Consider the following 14,865-nt stretch of genomic DNA (forward strand, 5'->3'; position numbering starts at 1 on the left):
TCCCGTATTTCAGAATAGAATAAATGAGCATAAAAAAGGAGGTCTCTAAAATAAGAAACCTCCTGCTATTCATTCAATAAATTATTTTAAAACTGATTTGGCTGACCAGGTGTTGGAACGTTGCTGGCTACCGTTGTACCATTTTCATGTGCTTTCGCCAATGGCTCTGCAAAAGTGATTCCACTTCCTGCAACTATTGTTCCTTCGTTGTAGGATTTTGCCAACGGTTTAGTTACAGTAATAGAATTTCCGGGATCGTCGTTATTTCGGCGCCCAAACCGACGGCGGGCAACTGTAATTGAAGCAATTACCGCAATTTCTTCATTTTCACCATCTTTTATGTTTATCGTCTGGCCTTCAGAAAAACCACTCACATCTTCCACCGGAATAACATCAACACCTTTTTCAATGGCCTTACTAACGGTTGTTCCACCGGTTGAACCTATTAAAGCTATAACAGCAGTCTCGCTGTTTGCACCGGAGCCCACAACAACCTTTTGTCCAATATTAAAATCATCAGCGCTTGAAATTTTAATGTTGTTTGATCCGGCTTCGGAAGCGGTTGCCAGCGACATTGTTTTTTGCATCACAAAATCGCTGCTATTGCTATCGTGATCGGTTCCATCCGGAAAACGACCCGTGCTAATATTAGGTGATGAATTGGGATCCATTCTCCACCAAAAGCGGCTTCTTGCGGCCGGTGTGGCTGCAAAACACCCAAACTCATTTGTTCCCGATCGTCCCTGGTACCCTTCAGCCAGCCACGGATCGACAATCGCACCATAATTAAGGCCATCAACCACATTGTCGTCTGCATCGCGCAATACAATATTCCCGGCATTCGATGAAAGTGCAGGCCCTCCAAACCATTGGTCGGGAGCTTGTGCATCCTGATAACCCTCAGTTTTCACATTGGCATCGTAAACAACCTCATCTATCTCGTGATTCTTAGACAATGATTTGTCCAAAGTAATTACATTACCAAGAGCAAGAACTGGCTCATTGCTTGAATGGTCGAACTGGCATGCCGGTTCGAAGCTGATTCCGGTTCCCCAAACACTAAAGGGTAGATTCGACGAGTGATCGAACTTCAGTGGTTCTTCCAGATCAAGTCCTGTTCCCGGATCATCTTCATCGGTCAACGGCCCCATAAAGGTACTGCGCGATGATTTTGTACCCACACTTTTCACTGTTACCCATTCAATACCATGGCCTTCGCTCTCGATATCCAGTCTGATTTTGTCGCCAACTGAAATGTTTTCCACTGATGACACTTTTATGTTCGTATCGCCGGCTTTTGCATCCATCGATAACCATGCTTGCGTTCCGGGTTTGCCAACTTCGGTAATGGTAACTACCTCGTATTTCTCGATCGATTGTGTTGCCACAGGATAGGTGGCGCCATAACCAATGGCCATTTTCTGTCCCACCTCAAATCCATCAACACTGGCAACAGAAATACTGTTCGATCCGGCAGGGAAAGTAATCACCGGCCCCTCGGGAAGAGGTTGCCAAATGGTTGTTAAACCGGGAGTTCCCCTTCTGAATCTGGCAAAAGGCGAATTATCTTCCGGCTCCGTTGGCACTGTAACTTCCGCAATTTTATGCGTCTCGGCAGAAGTTCCGCTACCTATTGTAATTTCATCACCTGCATTCATGCCTTTTGCATTCCTCACATAAAGGATTGATTCTCCCTTAAGGGCAGGAACTGCTAGTCCAGAGTTCGAAAGTCCCAAAAGGTAAAAGCTTCGAGGGCCAAGTGTTGTTTTTGCAGGAACTTTAATGCTTGAAAAAACAGGAAGCTGAGTTGCATGTTGGGTCAGGCTCCAGTCCGAAATATCGACAGTATTGTCGCTGTTATTATAAAGTTCGATGAATGAATTGGTGGTATTTGAACCATCACTAATGCGGAATTCATTTATTTTTATCGGACTTACATTTCGTACTTTCTCTACCATTGTTTCAGTTTGGATTTTACCATTTTCGGTAGAAGTCCACGATGCAATGCCCACAATATCTCCATTAAAAGAGTTTGTTCCTGAAGTCACTGAGAACGTGGTGCTCACTTGTTCCCCCGGGGCAATTGGTTCAGTGAATTCCTGTATCGATTCACCGGAATTCAGAACCACCGATTTCCAACCTTTTGGAACAGCAATACTCAATTGCACCTGTGCTACAGAAGCTCCTGTGGTGTTGGTAAAAGTAACCGTGGTGTTTTGCGTAGAACCCGGTGAGAAGGTTTGCAGTCCGGGTGGAGTGTCGGTAGCCGATGCAGGCGCAATACTTACCGGAGATACATCATAACCGGCGGCTACAATATTATCCTGAATTTTTTGGTTCGTTTCATCTGTAGGGAATGTTCCGGGAGCTGTCATTGCTGCTTCGTAGAAAGTTCCTTGCGAAGCATTGCTGTTATCGCCTCCGTTTCCTAAAAGTATAGCTCCCTGTTTACGCATCGGATCATAGCTGCTTCTGTCGTTGATAATGCGCGGGCCATCAAACATAACCTCAAGGTCGCCCCCCTGAGCATCACCTCCCATTGATCGCCAGTGGTGAGGTTCGCCGTCGGCAGTTGCCGTCACAAAACGCCAGGAGATACTGGGCAGGTCGGGTAAGTATTTATCGTTTGGTGATTCATTAACACCACCCACAAGGTTGTTCTCCTGGTCGGTCATAATCCATGGACCGGGTGGTTGCCCGTGATACCATGCAGTAGCATTACCATAATAGGTTGTTTCCATAGTCCCGTCACCATCATCGCGGCTGTCGATCTCGGCATTACCGTAATCGTAACAGCAACCGTTGTTGTAATGATGGCCGTTGATTACCCAGTACTGACCTTCTGCCTGATCATCCACGGCAGTTCCTTTCGGGTCATTCTGACGAAGTCCCATGCCAGGTTCGATAAAAATACCATAAACCTTATGGCCCATTACAGTAACCGGAGCCATATCTGCCATTGGCAGACTGTTAAAACCACCCATTGCAGTAGGTCTTCCTGTACCTCCACGAGGTGCCTGGATCAGGTGATTCCCGTTCCCCGACTGGTCGTAAAGTATGGTTATCCAGGCATAGGTATCTTTGCAAAATTCATCCTGAGCCGCTGCATCAGCATAACCGCCCGGATCTCCTTCACTGGCTTGCACCACTCCAATGTCGAGGGTTTTTCCATCCGACTGGCGCATGATCTGGTATAATGGACCGTTGTATGAGGCATACAATGCACGCGTTGTACTGTGTGCCGCTACGCAAGGACAATCATTTTCCGTGTATATATCGCACGGTCCTTCCGGTCTGGGAGGAATCAAAGCTGCCTCATCTCCCGACTGTGCCATAAGCAAAGCAGGAAATAACAGAGACAAAATCATTACAATCGATATTAAGTTCTTTCTTTTCATAAGTTTATTCTCCTATTTTTTAAATGAGAATTTATTCGGTTAAATAATTGTATTGCAGGATTCTACAGTTCGACACTTTGTTTAATGGTTTTTTGAGGAATATTAAAATAAGGTGGAAAGCCAATAGTTTTATAAATCTTGTCTTTTATGTTCATCATTAGTTGGTTAGGTTTTTAGTTCTGATTTTTATGTATCGAAATATTGCTTTTAAATTTAGCGGTAAATTATTAATAGTCAATATTTCTTTAGGAGTTTTGCAACAGCATTAAATGCAATTCTTGGCGGAACAACTGCCAGTGGGTTAGTTTAAACAGTTATGTAGCAATCAATCCTCACCGGTCAAGTTTTATCAAATCTCAAAGCTGATTCATTTCAAAACAATATGAGTTCAATGAAAAATTGAGCTCCGAAATCAATCGTTTTATTGAACTTATTACAAAAAATAAGTGTTTCAATCATAATGCTTTTACAAAAGAAGTTCTTTAAACGACCACAAAAAAATAAATGCTTTATCATGAAACAACATTACAATCCTTTCAAAATAATTTCTTCCCGATTCTTTATTTTAATACTTGTTCTGTATTCTTTAGCAGCATGCGCGCCCACAAACAAAAGTGACTCTCAAAGCGAAACATCAGCTATTGAGTCAACTTCGGATCTTCTTTTGGAAATAAATAAAACAGCCAGTGAAGAAAATATGGCCACTGAGACAATTATTCAAAGCCCCGATATCAGGGAATCTGAACTGAGTGAAGCAACAGAATCACAGGTTAAATTAAATCCGCCACACGGTGAACCTGGTCACAGATGTGATATTGCGGTAGGTGCGCCATTAGATTCTTCGAAACCTAATACAACCGATCAGACCACAAAAAAGTCTTCGGAAACACCTGTTACTTCAACAAGAAACAATGCAACTTTACCGTCAACGGGTCGCGTTGGTCCAACTATCGAGAATCTTAAAAAAATAAACACCTCACAACCAACAAACTATGCGTCTGACAAAGCCCTTGTCAAAAATCCACCACATGGTCAACCCGGGCATCGCTGTGATATACCGGTTGGAGATCCTTTATCGGCTACCGCAAGTACAAATGTTAAGTTAAATCCACCACATGGCCAGCCGGGTCATCGTTGTGATATCCCTGTTGGTAGTCCACTGCCCTCCTAATGTACTTTTACGTTTGCTAATAAAAGTGATTAATGTCCCTAAAAGAGCGATTCCTTAAATATTTGGTCTAAAATCAGGCGAACATATACGAATGACTTTTTTCTCCCTTGATCTCGAGTGCTCGGGAGAATAAGCAACCTAACTTTTGAAAGTTTAGTGTAAATTGCATCAAATCTTTAATAATTAATGCATCCAGTTATTTTCTTTTAGTTATTACATATCAGTAAATTTGTTCTAAGCATAAAAAACGATCCATATTTAAAAAAATGAACGATGGACGTTAAAAAAAAATATTTAGGGATTGATGTGGGTTCAGTTGCTATATCTGTCATTATTCTTAATCATAAAAAGAAAATAATTGATACAGCCTACGATTATCATGACGGTAAAATTGCCAATAAATTAATCGAATTGCTTTCGGGAATTAACCTGGAAAATATTTATGGAATAGCAACTACATCGTCAACCCCAACATATATTCGAAGTACTTCGGTTTATGACAATCGCATAACCTACATTACAGCAGCAAAATCATTACACAAAAACGTTGGTTCCATTTTAATAGTGGGCGGTGAAAAATTTGGCCTTGTTACGTTTGATGACAAGCAACAATACAGAAAATTTAAAGGGAACTCATCGTGTGCGGCCGGGACCGGTAGTTTTTTAGATCAGCAATCGCGACGCTTAAACCTCGATAGTATTTCCAATTTTTGCGACCTGGCCAACTCTAATAAAGGGGACTTTCCAAAAATTGCATCGAGATGCTCTGTTTTTGCAAAAACAGATCTTATTCATACACAGCAGGAAGGATACTCTCTTCCTGAAATATGTGACGGGTTGTGTTACGGGTTGGCAAAAAATATTGTGGACACATTATTTAGCCCCGGAAGCATAAACCAGCCAATGATTTTTGCCGGCGGAGTATCATTGAATAAAGCTGTTGCCGGCCATATTGAGAAGCTTATTGGAATTAAACCGGTAATTGGACAACATTCTCATCTTTATGGTGCAATTGGAGCAGCAATAAATCTTATCGATGATAAAAAGAAACCACTTGGTTTTAATTTTAACGCGCCCGGCGATATTCTTCTAGAAGATAAAAAGGGAAAAACCTATTTCCACAAACCGCTAAAACTTGAGTTATCCGCTTATCCTGATTTCACCTCATTCGAAGCATACAACTATGAACCGAAAATTGTAAAACATGCTCCGAAAGTTGAAGTTGACATTTATACTGAATTAAAAGATCAGGTATATGATGTTCTTTTGGGTATTGATATCGGTTCAACAAGCACCAAAGCCATTCTGACAGATAAAAACAAAAATGTCCTGGCCGGTTTTTACACCCGAACTTCCGGGCAGCCGGTAATTGCTGTTCGTATTATTTTCGAAGCAATTCAGAACATAATTCAGCTAAAAAACATTCAATTAAATATTTTAGGATCGGGAACAACCGGTTCGGGCCGAAAGTTTGTCGGTAAAATTATCGGTGCCGATATTATTCCTGATGAAATTACAGCACATGCCAGGGCTGCTGTTGAGCTGGATCCTGATGTTGATACTATTATTGAAATTGGGGGGCAGGATGCAAAATTTACAACTTTGAGTAAGGGAAGTGTTACTTTTTCGGTAATGAATAATGTTTGTGCTGCCGGCACCGGAAGTTTTATTGAAGAGCAGGCGAAAAAACTGGGTGTGAGTTTAAGCGAATATTCAGGAAAAGCAATGCATACAGCTTCGCCAATGGCAAGCGACCGTTGTACCGTTTTTATGGAGCGCGACCTAAATCATTACCTCAACGAAAATTACAGTACCAACGAAATATTAGCATCGGTTTTGCATTCAGTTCGCGAAAATTATCTTTCAAAAGTTGCTGTTGTAAAAAATATCGGAAATAAGATTTTCTTTCAGGGTGCAACGGCTAAAAACCAGGCACTGGTAGCCGCATTTGAGCAAAAATTAAACAAACCGATTTTGGTGTCGAAATATTGCCATTTAACTGGTGCTTTAGGAGTTGCGCTTGAACTGTTCGATAAAAAGATCTATAAAACAAAATTTAAAGGAATCACTCTTTACAAAAACGATATAACGGTTCGAACCGAAATCTGCAACATCTGCACCAACCACTGCAAATATAAAATTGCTGATGTAGAAGGGGAGAAAGAAGTTTACGGTTTTTTGTGTGGAAGAGATTATAACTCCCAGAAATTCGTCGATAACAATACATCCAATTTTAACCTTTGTAAAGAGTACAACAAAAATTTCAAATTTAAGGTATCCACTAAAGAAAAGTCGCAGATTACCATCGGAATTCCGGCCGGCTTATATCTTTTTGAAGACTTGTTGATGTGGCAGCGTTTTTTCGATTTATTACATTTTAAAACTATAACCAGTTCCGATTTTAAGGATGCAGTAAAAACCGGAAAACGTATTTCCGGCGCTGAGTTCTGTGCCCCAATGACTGCCATTCAAGGGCATGTAAAATACCTTCTCGATAAAGCCGATTACATTTTTCTGCCAACCTATCTTGAAGAACGACAAAAATCGAAAACGCGGCGGCGTCAATATTGTTACTACAGTCAATATGCACCGCCTATTGTTGCGTCGATTGATGAAATTGCAAAACAGAATAAATTGATCAATCCCCTGCTTTTCTCTCTTCAAAACGAATTGTTATTGAAAAATGAGTTATACCAGTCGCTTAAAAATGCAGGATTAGATGGATTTAACCTGCTTGATATTTCAAACGCCTTTAGCAAAGCAAAAAAGGAAAAACAGGATCGGTTAAAAGAATGGAAAAATAAATTTCATCCTATTGCTGCAACAGACAACAAACTGAAAGTGGTTTTACTGGGAAGGCCATACACGGTACTTTCGCCTGTTATGAATAATAATATTCCTGAGATTTTTGCAAAAAAAGGAGTAAAAACCTTTTTCCAGAATATGCTGAATGTAGATGAAAACAGTATCGAAAGTCTCGAAGAAATTTTAAGTTCTACAAAATGGAAATTTGCAGCCGCAATTCTAACTGCTGCCGACTATGTTGCTCAAACCAAAGATTTGTTCCCTGTATTTATTTCTTCTTTTAAATGTTCACCCGATTCGTTTATTATTGAATATTTCAAACAAATAATGGATTTTTATGGGAAACCTTATTTGGTCTTACAACTGGATGAATACGATTCGAATGTAGGTTACGAAACACGTATTGAAGCAGCGATCCGTTCTTTTCAAAATCATTTTCAATCAACGAAAAAATTGACTGGCAACATAAACTTAAATTCGACCTACAATTCAATAAGCAATGCATCTGAATTAAAAGGAAAAAATTTACTTATGCCATCTTTGGGCGAATATGCCTCAAAACTGATTGAAGCCCATTTACGTCGAACAGGAATTGAAGCCCATACGCTTTTTGACACAGAAGAGTCGATTAAAAAAAGCCTGAACTCGAATACTGGTCAGTGTTTACCGCTAAATATTATCATCCAAAATGCAATCGATTATATCGATAAATATAAACTCGATCCTACAAATACAGTTTTGTGGATGATTGAATCTCCAGTTTCCTGCAACCTGGGAATGTTTATCAATTATATGTCGAAAGTCCTAAAAGAGCGGAAGGATGAAATACAAAAAATACGAATGTACCGCGGTCGAATTATCTTTGCCGATTTTTCAATAAATACAAGTATTAATGCCTACCTGGCTTTTCTGTTCGGGGGTTTTATCCGTAAAATTGAATGCAAATTAAGGCCATACGAAATACAAAAAGGCCAAACTGATGACCTGGTGAGAAAATCGATGAAACTTCTGTATAAAACTTTTCTGGAAGGGACCTCGAAATTGGAGGCACTGAAACAAGTTATTAAATGGAGTAAAGCCGTTGAAATAAAAAAAGAACAGCGTCCGAAAGTGGCCATTTTCGGCGACTTGTATGCACGCGACAACGATGTGTTTAATCAGAATCTTATTCTGACCATTGAAAAAAATGGAGGAGAAGCCATCACAACTCCATACAGTGAGTATTTAAAAATAATAGCTCATGCCTCGAATGACCGTTTGATAAAAGAAGGTTTTTACATGAAATCTTCATTACGATATTTCCTACTTACAATAGCCACACAATTGGAAGAAAAATACCTAAAACTTTTTAATGAGATATTACACGAACCGATTTCAAAACCGCTTAAATCATACAAAGCAAAACTAAAAGCATTCAACCTTAACAACTCTTACAATGGTGAATCATTTGAGAACGCACTTAAAATAATCCATTTAATAGAGTACTATCCGGATATTGCGGTATTCGTCCAAACCAATCCATCCTACTGCTGCCCGTCTCTTGTAACTGAAGCCATGACATCAAAAATGGAAAAAGTAACTGGAATTCCAATTGTTACTATCGAGTACGACGGCACAAGTTCGATAAAGAATGAAGACATCATTCCTTTTATTAAGTATGCAAACGCAGAAAAATAAGGTGGTTATTTTAATACTATTCGTTGGAACTCTTCGCAGTTAGTTAGGATTTTGTTTCAATATAGCAGAAAAAAAAGTGCCAGCTTTGAACTCTTTTTTTTGCTCCCCTGATCCCGAGCTCTCGGGAGAAGTTGCAACCTAATTTGTAAAATTTTGGCTTGAGTTGACATCTTTTATTTAAATTAAATATAATGTTTACAGACTTAATGAATTTTATAGTAATTACAATTAATTGGATTTAACCATAGTGATTTTGAATTACAATTTCTCAAACTGCCTTTTCATTTTTTCAATACGCCACTCACTAAGCTGTCTTATACGGTTTAACACATTTGAAGTAACTCTATTGTGTAATGCTTCCCATACTTTATTGACCAACCTGCCTCTCTGTTTTTCATTTCCATAAAAATTGAAACTGACTGCAAAAACCAGTTGCGAAGATGCAATCTCCCCCATTTCCTCAATGGAAGAACGCACATACATTGCAAATATTCCAATCGGATATCCGCCACTGCAGCGATATAAAAGATAACGAGCATTATCAAAATCAAAAGGATCGGGAACTTTCTTGAAACGGATCGATTTAAGATAAAACAAAGGAATAATATGCAAACCAAAAATACTTTTCATAAAACGAAAAGGATATTTTGACCAACCAAAAGGCAGGATTCTAATTTGTTCAAGTTGATTATCAATACGCTCCACCTGTGCCACGTGATTTGGCCAGCAGGTTGAATCACCATTCCAGTTTAAGAGTTCGTTGAAAACATAACTTACGGGCGCATTCACGCCTATCTGATGAATATTAAGAATATTATTTTTATCGATATCCACCCCTATTCTTTGCAAAACACGTTTATTATATTCCTGGCGCTTTTCTTCCGAATCGGTTTTTACTAGTGTTTTTTTGGTAGGTGAATGAATAAGAAAATGCCATGTATCCGTAAATACATTTTTACTCCTGGATGGTGGAGTGTTCAATAAAGAATCGGATAGCTTCTGATTCGGCATTCCCATAATCACTTAAAATTCTCTCCTTCAAAATTATAAAGAATGCTTCTATCAAACAGAAAATGAATACTATTTCTTCCTGGGAATATTAATTGACCGACCTACAGCTTTAAATTTGATCAAACCTCGGGACTACCACCTTTCGTGTTATTAGGTTGACTATTCCAACGAGAACCCAAAGAATTAGTGCCCGAATCACAATGAAGGCCAGCAACTCCTTTCCCTCAAGTACTGGATCAATTATGGCCAGACTGGCTACCAAAACCATATGCATTACGATTACAAGGAAAAGGCTATTTGTATTTTTGTAAAGCCAGACCATTAAAATCCTGTAGGCAGGTAACCAACTGAAAAGACGAGCTACTAGCAAGAGAAAAGGGATTAATTCTTTAAAACTATTACCTTCCCAAAACAATATAAAGTGCCAGGCTCCCCACACTATTCCAACGAGTAACCCGGTATAGAGAATACCGTGATTCCTTAATAATTTTGGTATCGCAAAACCAGTCCAGCCCACTTCTTCAAAAAATCCAACAAACAAACCGCCAATTAGTCCAAGAGAAATTAAGCCAATTAAATCGTCGGTAACAATAAAATTAGCTTGTGCATTTTCAAAAAAAAGAGAATTGATAAATAATCCGGCAAATGTGGTAACGGGAGCTGTCAGAAGAGCCACCAAATACCACTTTACATTTACTTTAATCCGGATTAAGCCTGATGCAAATAGTTTTAATCCCTGCATGTTGTCATAAAGTAATATCAGCAACAAACCTGCTACACTAGGTCCCATTAAAATAGTCATTCCAATAAGCTCCTGCTGTTCTTTAGTTGCAGGAATACCTTCTGATCCGAATATGGCGTAAATCAATGTCCAGGAAATAACAAATACCAGCACGAAGAATAGTACAACTTGATTTTTTTGAAGAACAGTCATTACAGGTGGTATAAGGTTAGTTTGATGCTTTTAAAGATAAGGAAAATATTCCTCTGTCTTTTCCCTTGGGATTGCGGATGGATGGACGAAAAAAAGGCCCAGCTGCATAGCTAAACCCTCTTATTTGACTTACACACTTCGTGGCCGCATCATTATTAACTATCAATATAACCCCATTCATCAAGCCACTTCAATGCTTCTGTGGGGTGTGCTTTTAAATAATCCATTTGATTCCTAATGATAACTTTTTCAAGCAAATCAGTAGTAGATTGCTTGGCCAAACGCAATACATCCATCGCGTAATGAAAATCAGCGGCTTCTTCAGGAGTCAGATCGCAACAACTACCATCTCTCAATTGTAGTACATCGCCTTTCAGAGCTCTTATCGGTTCACCTTTTTTCTGTGCATTTGCATTCAAACTTACACTAGTAAAAAAGACAATTACTGCAAGCATTAATAGCTTAATACTAAAATTTTTCATAATAATTTTAATTTAAAGGTTATTTTACCAAAATCGGTAATAAAAATTAGACACAAGTTCAAATAAACTTGCGGTTGAGGTTAAAGTTTATTAGGTACTAAGATACACATTTTAAAAAAAACGATCATTTGATCATTTTACTACTTTAACTTCTTTTCAAATGAAATCTTGTTACTATTGAATATTCACGTAACCCAGAATTCGCTTTTGCAATTTGCAACAATTAAATTGTTGTAATTAAAGAAGGAAAAGAATAAATTCGGATAATTAAACCAAGAAACCTATAATTTATAATGAAAACCTTTAAAAGTATTTTTTGTGCACTGGGATTTTTGGCATTTGCTGCCTTTGCAAATGCACAAAACGATTGGGAAAACTCAACAGTATTTGAAATAAATAAAGAAAAGGCACACACTACCATGGTGCCGCTTGAATTAGGGGATGCAGTTTTGAATTTTGATAAAGAGTCAAGCCCGTTTGTGAAAATGCTGAACGGCAACTGGAAGTTTAACTGGGCTCCAAAACCAGACGATCGTCCGGTTGATTTTTATAAACCGGATTATGATGTATCGGCTTGGAAAGAAATTCCTGTTCCGGCAAACTGGCAGTTACACGGCTACGGTATTCCAATTTATACCAATATTGTTTATCCCTTCAAAGTTGATCCGCCGCACATTCAGCACGACAATAATCCAGTTGGCTCTTACAGACGCACATTTACTATTCCTGAAACCTGGGAAGGAAAAGAAATTCTTCTTCATTTTGAAGGCATAAAAAGTGCTTTTTATTTATGGATTAACGGACAAAAGGTGGGATACAGCCAGGGCAGTATGACTCCTGCAGAATTCAATATTGGTTCATATTTAAAATCGGGTGAAAATATATTGGCAGTAGAGGTTTATCGCTGGAGCGATGGAAGTTATTTGGAAGATCAGGATATGTGGCGTTTCAGCGGCATCTTCAGGGATGTTTACTTGTATGCTGTACCCAATAGTTACATCAGTGATTTTTACATTACCGCCCATCTGGATGACCAATATCGAAATGCTGTATTGAAAATAGCGACGGATATAAAAAACAGTTCAGCGAATGAAGTTTCCAAATATGAATTGAACGCATATGTCTTCGAAAAAGGGGGGTCGATATCGGAGGCAAAGATTATTTTGAATGCTTCTGTTGAGGTAAAAAAAGGTGAGGACGTCACAATTGATTTGGAGAAAAAAGTGAAGGCTCCAAAACTGTGGTCGGCCGAAACACCAAACTTATATACATTGGTTTTGGAATTACATGATGAAGCCGGAGCGATTATTCACCGGATTGGAACCAACTTCGGATTCAGGGAAGTAGAAATTCGCGGCGGAGAGTTCTTTGTCAATGGCAAATCCATTCTTTTAAAAGGAGTTAACAGACACGAACACGATCCCGACCGGGGGCGTGCAATTACCCGCGAAAGCATGATAAAGGACATCGTATTGATGAAGCAAAATAATATCAATGCAGTACGTTGTTCACATTATCCCAATCAGCCGGTCTGGTATCAGCTTTGCGACGAATATGGCTTGTACTTGATTGATGAAGCGAATGTAGAATCACATGGGATTTCATATGGCAAAGACATACTCCCCGGCAGTGATCCGAACTGGACAGCCGCAGTGGTTACACGGGCCGAACGAATGGTTGAACGCGACAAAAACCATCCTTCTATCATTATATGGTCGCTTGGCAACGAAGCCGGTCATGGCGATAATTTCTATAAAATGGCTGACAGGATCCGAGAACTGGACCCGACTCGTCCCATCCATTACCGGCAAATGAATGAGGCAGCTGACATGGACAGCCAGACTTATCCCACACCCGACTGGATAATTAAAAGGGCACAGGAAAAGCCTAACCGGCCATTCCTGATGAACGAATATGCACACGCTATGGGAAATTCGATGGGGAACTTACAGGAATACTGGGATGCCATAGAGAAATATCCTGCACTTATCGGTGGTTTTATCTGGGACTGGGTAGACCAGGGATTAAGGCATAAAACCGAGAATGGGATTGAGTTCTTTGCTTATGGTGGAGACTTTGGAGACAAACCAAACGACGATAATTTTTGTATCAACGGATTGGTTTCACCCGACCGTGTACCCAATCCATCTTTATCACAGGTTAAAAAAGTATATCAGAACATTTCTGTAAAACTGATCGATCCTCAACAAGGTCAACTAGAAATTCACAACAAATACAATTTCCTGAATGCTTCTGAATTTGATGCAGCTTGGGAAATCATGGAAGACGGGAATGTGATTGAAACCGGCAAGTTAGACAATTTAGATATTGCCCCCGGAAAAACAATGCAAGTATCAATTCCTTTTAAACCGGATTTTGATCCAATAAAGGAATATTTTTTACAAGTTGAATTTTCTCTGAAAGAAAAAAAATCGTGGGCTGAAAGCGGTTATGTTGTTGCCTGGGATCAGTTCAGTCTTCAAACTCCCCGACCAACAAATCTCCAGATAATTTCTGAAAATGAAGAAATGACGCTTTCCGATGATGGAAATACAATTACGATAAAAGGAACTAATTTTCAAGCCTCCTTCTCAAGCGATAAAGGCGAACTTTCAGAGTTGAAGTACAATGAAAAGGAAATGCTGAATTCTCCTTTGGTTCCGAATTTTTGGCGGGTCCCGACGGATAATGATATGGGACATAATTTCCAAATCACTTCCGGAGCATGGAGAACTGCTTCACATGACAGGTTTGTTGAAAAAGTTGAAACTAAAGAATATGAAGGAGACAGCGTTCAGATTAATGTAAGTGCAAAATTACCTGTATTTGCAATTCCGTATTATACAACTTACACCGTTTATAATTCAGGAGCAATCAAGGTCGAAAGCCGCATGAACATTGGAATGAAAGTTCCTGAACTACCCCGGTTTGGTATGCAATTTCAAATACCGAATGAATTCCGGCAGATGGAATGGTATGGCCGGGGGCCACAGGAAAGCTACCAGGACCGTAAAACAGGTGCAGCTTTTGGTATTTATTCTGGCAATGTGGATGACCAGATATTTCCCTATATCTATCCACAGGAAAATGGCAACAAAACCGATGTTCGCTGGGTGACCTTCTGCAACGAAAAAGGAGAAGGGATAAAAATAACAGGCTTGCCTAAAGTGGATATTTCTGCCTGGCCTTATACCATGGAAGAACTGGAAGCAGCTACCCACAACTATCAGTTGGAGAAAAAACCGTTTTATTCCATCCAGGTAGATTACAAACAACGGGGAGTCGGCGGAAATAACAGCTGGGGCCTGAAACCTTTAGATAAGTATCGTTTGCTGGAGAATAGTTTTTCGTACTTTTTTTTGATTCAGCAAGCGACCAAATAGAAAC

At 39.4% G+C, this 14,865-nt stretch carries 7 protein-coding genes; 3 read left to right on the plus strand and 4 right to left on the minus strand.

All coding sequences use genetic code 11. From position 1 onward, the window contains the following. Positions 1 to 86 precede the first annotated feature (86 nt). Complete coding sequence (locus WFY05_RS01595) at positions 87 to 3,398, minus strand: arabinofuranosidase catalytic domain-containing protein (protein WP_340110966.1); 3,312 nt, start codon at positions 3,396 to 3,398, stop codon at positions 87 to 89. Positions 3,399 to 3,912: 514 nt separating this feature from the next. Here WFY05_RS01595 and WFY05_RS01600 point away from each other — a divergent pair. Both WFY05_RS01600 and WFY05_RS01605 read left to right on the plus strand, forming a co-directional pair. Next, positions 3,913 to 4,569, plus strand: coding sequence for a hypothetical protein (locus WFY05_RS01600; RefSeq protein WP_340110967.1), 657 nt, complete (start codon positions 3,913 to 3,915; stop codon positions 4,567 to 4,569). A 273-nt stretch (positions 4,570 to 4,842) separates the two neighbouring features. Beyond that, on the plus strand, positions 4,843 to 9,051 hold the full coding sequence (locus WFY05_RS01605) for an acyl-CoA dehydratase activase (protein WP_340110968.1): 4,209 nt from the start codon (positions 4,843 to 4,845) through the stop codon (positions 9,049 to 9,051). Between the two features lie 258 nt (positions 9,052 to 9,309). Here the strand turns inward: WFY05_RS01605 and WFY05_RS01610 are convergent, their stop codons facing one another. The 3 genes from WFY05_RS01610 to WFY05_RS01620 all read right to left on the minus strand — a co-directional run bounded on the left by WFY05_RS01610 (position 9,310) and on the right by WFY05_RS01620 (position 11,478). Beyond that, positions 9,310 to 10,062, minus strand: a complete 753-nt coding sequence (locus tag WFY05_RS01610; protein ID WP_340110969.1) for a hypothetical protein — start codon at positions 10,060 to 10,062, stop codon at positions 9,310 to 9,312. Between the two features lie 109 nt (positions 10,063 to 10,171). Beyond that, positions 10,172 to 10,996 carry a CPBP family intramembrane glutamic endopeptidase gene (locus WFY05_RS01615; RefSeq protein ID WP_340110970.1) on the minus strand — a complete coding sequence of 275 codons (825 nt, stop codon included), beginning with the start codon at positions 10,994 to 10,996 and terminating at the stop codon, positions 10,172 to 10,174. A gap of 155 nt (positions 10,997 to 11,151) precedes the next feature. After that, complete coding sequence (locus WFY05_RS01620; protein WP_340110971.1) at positions 11,152 to 11,478, minus strand: hypothetical protein; 327 nt, start codon at positions 11,476 to 11,478, stop codon at positions 11,152 to 11,154. Positions 11,479 to 11,771: 293 nt separating this feature from the next. Between WFY05_RS01620 and lacZ the strand changes: the two genes are divergently transcribed. Continuing rightward, on the plus strand, positions 11,772 to 14,861 hold the full coding sequence (gene lacZ / locus WFY05_RS01625) for a beta-galactosidase, LacZ type (RefSeq protein ID WP_340110972.1): 3,090 nt from the start codon (positions 11,772 to 11,774) through the stop codon (positions 14,859 to 14,861). Positions 14,862 to 14,865: the final 4 nt, after the last annotated feature.

Source organism: Maribellus mangrovi, assembly GCF_037646455.1.
Taxonomy (GTDB): Bacteria; Bacteroidota; Bacteroidia; order Bacteroidales; family Prolixibacteraceae; genus Draconibacterium; species Draconibacterium mangrovi_A.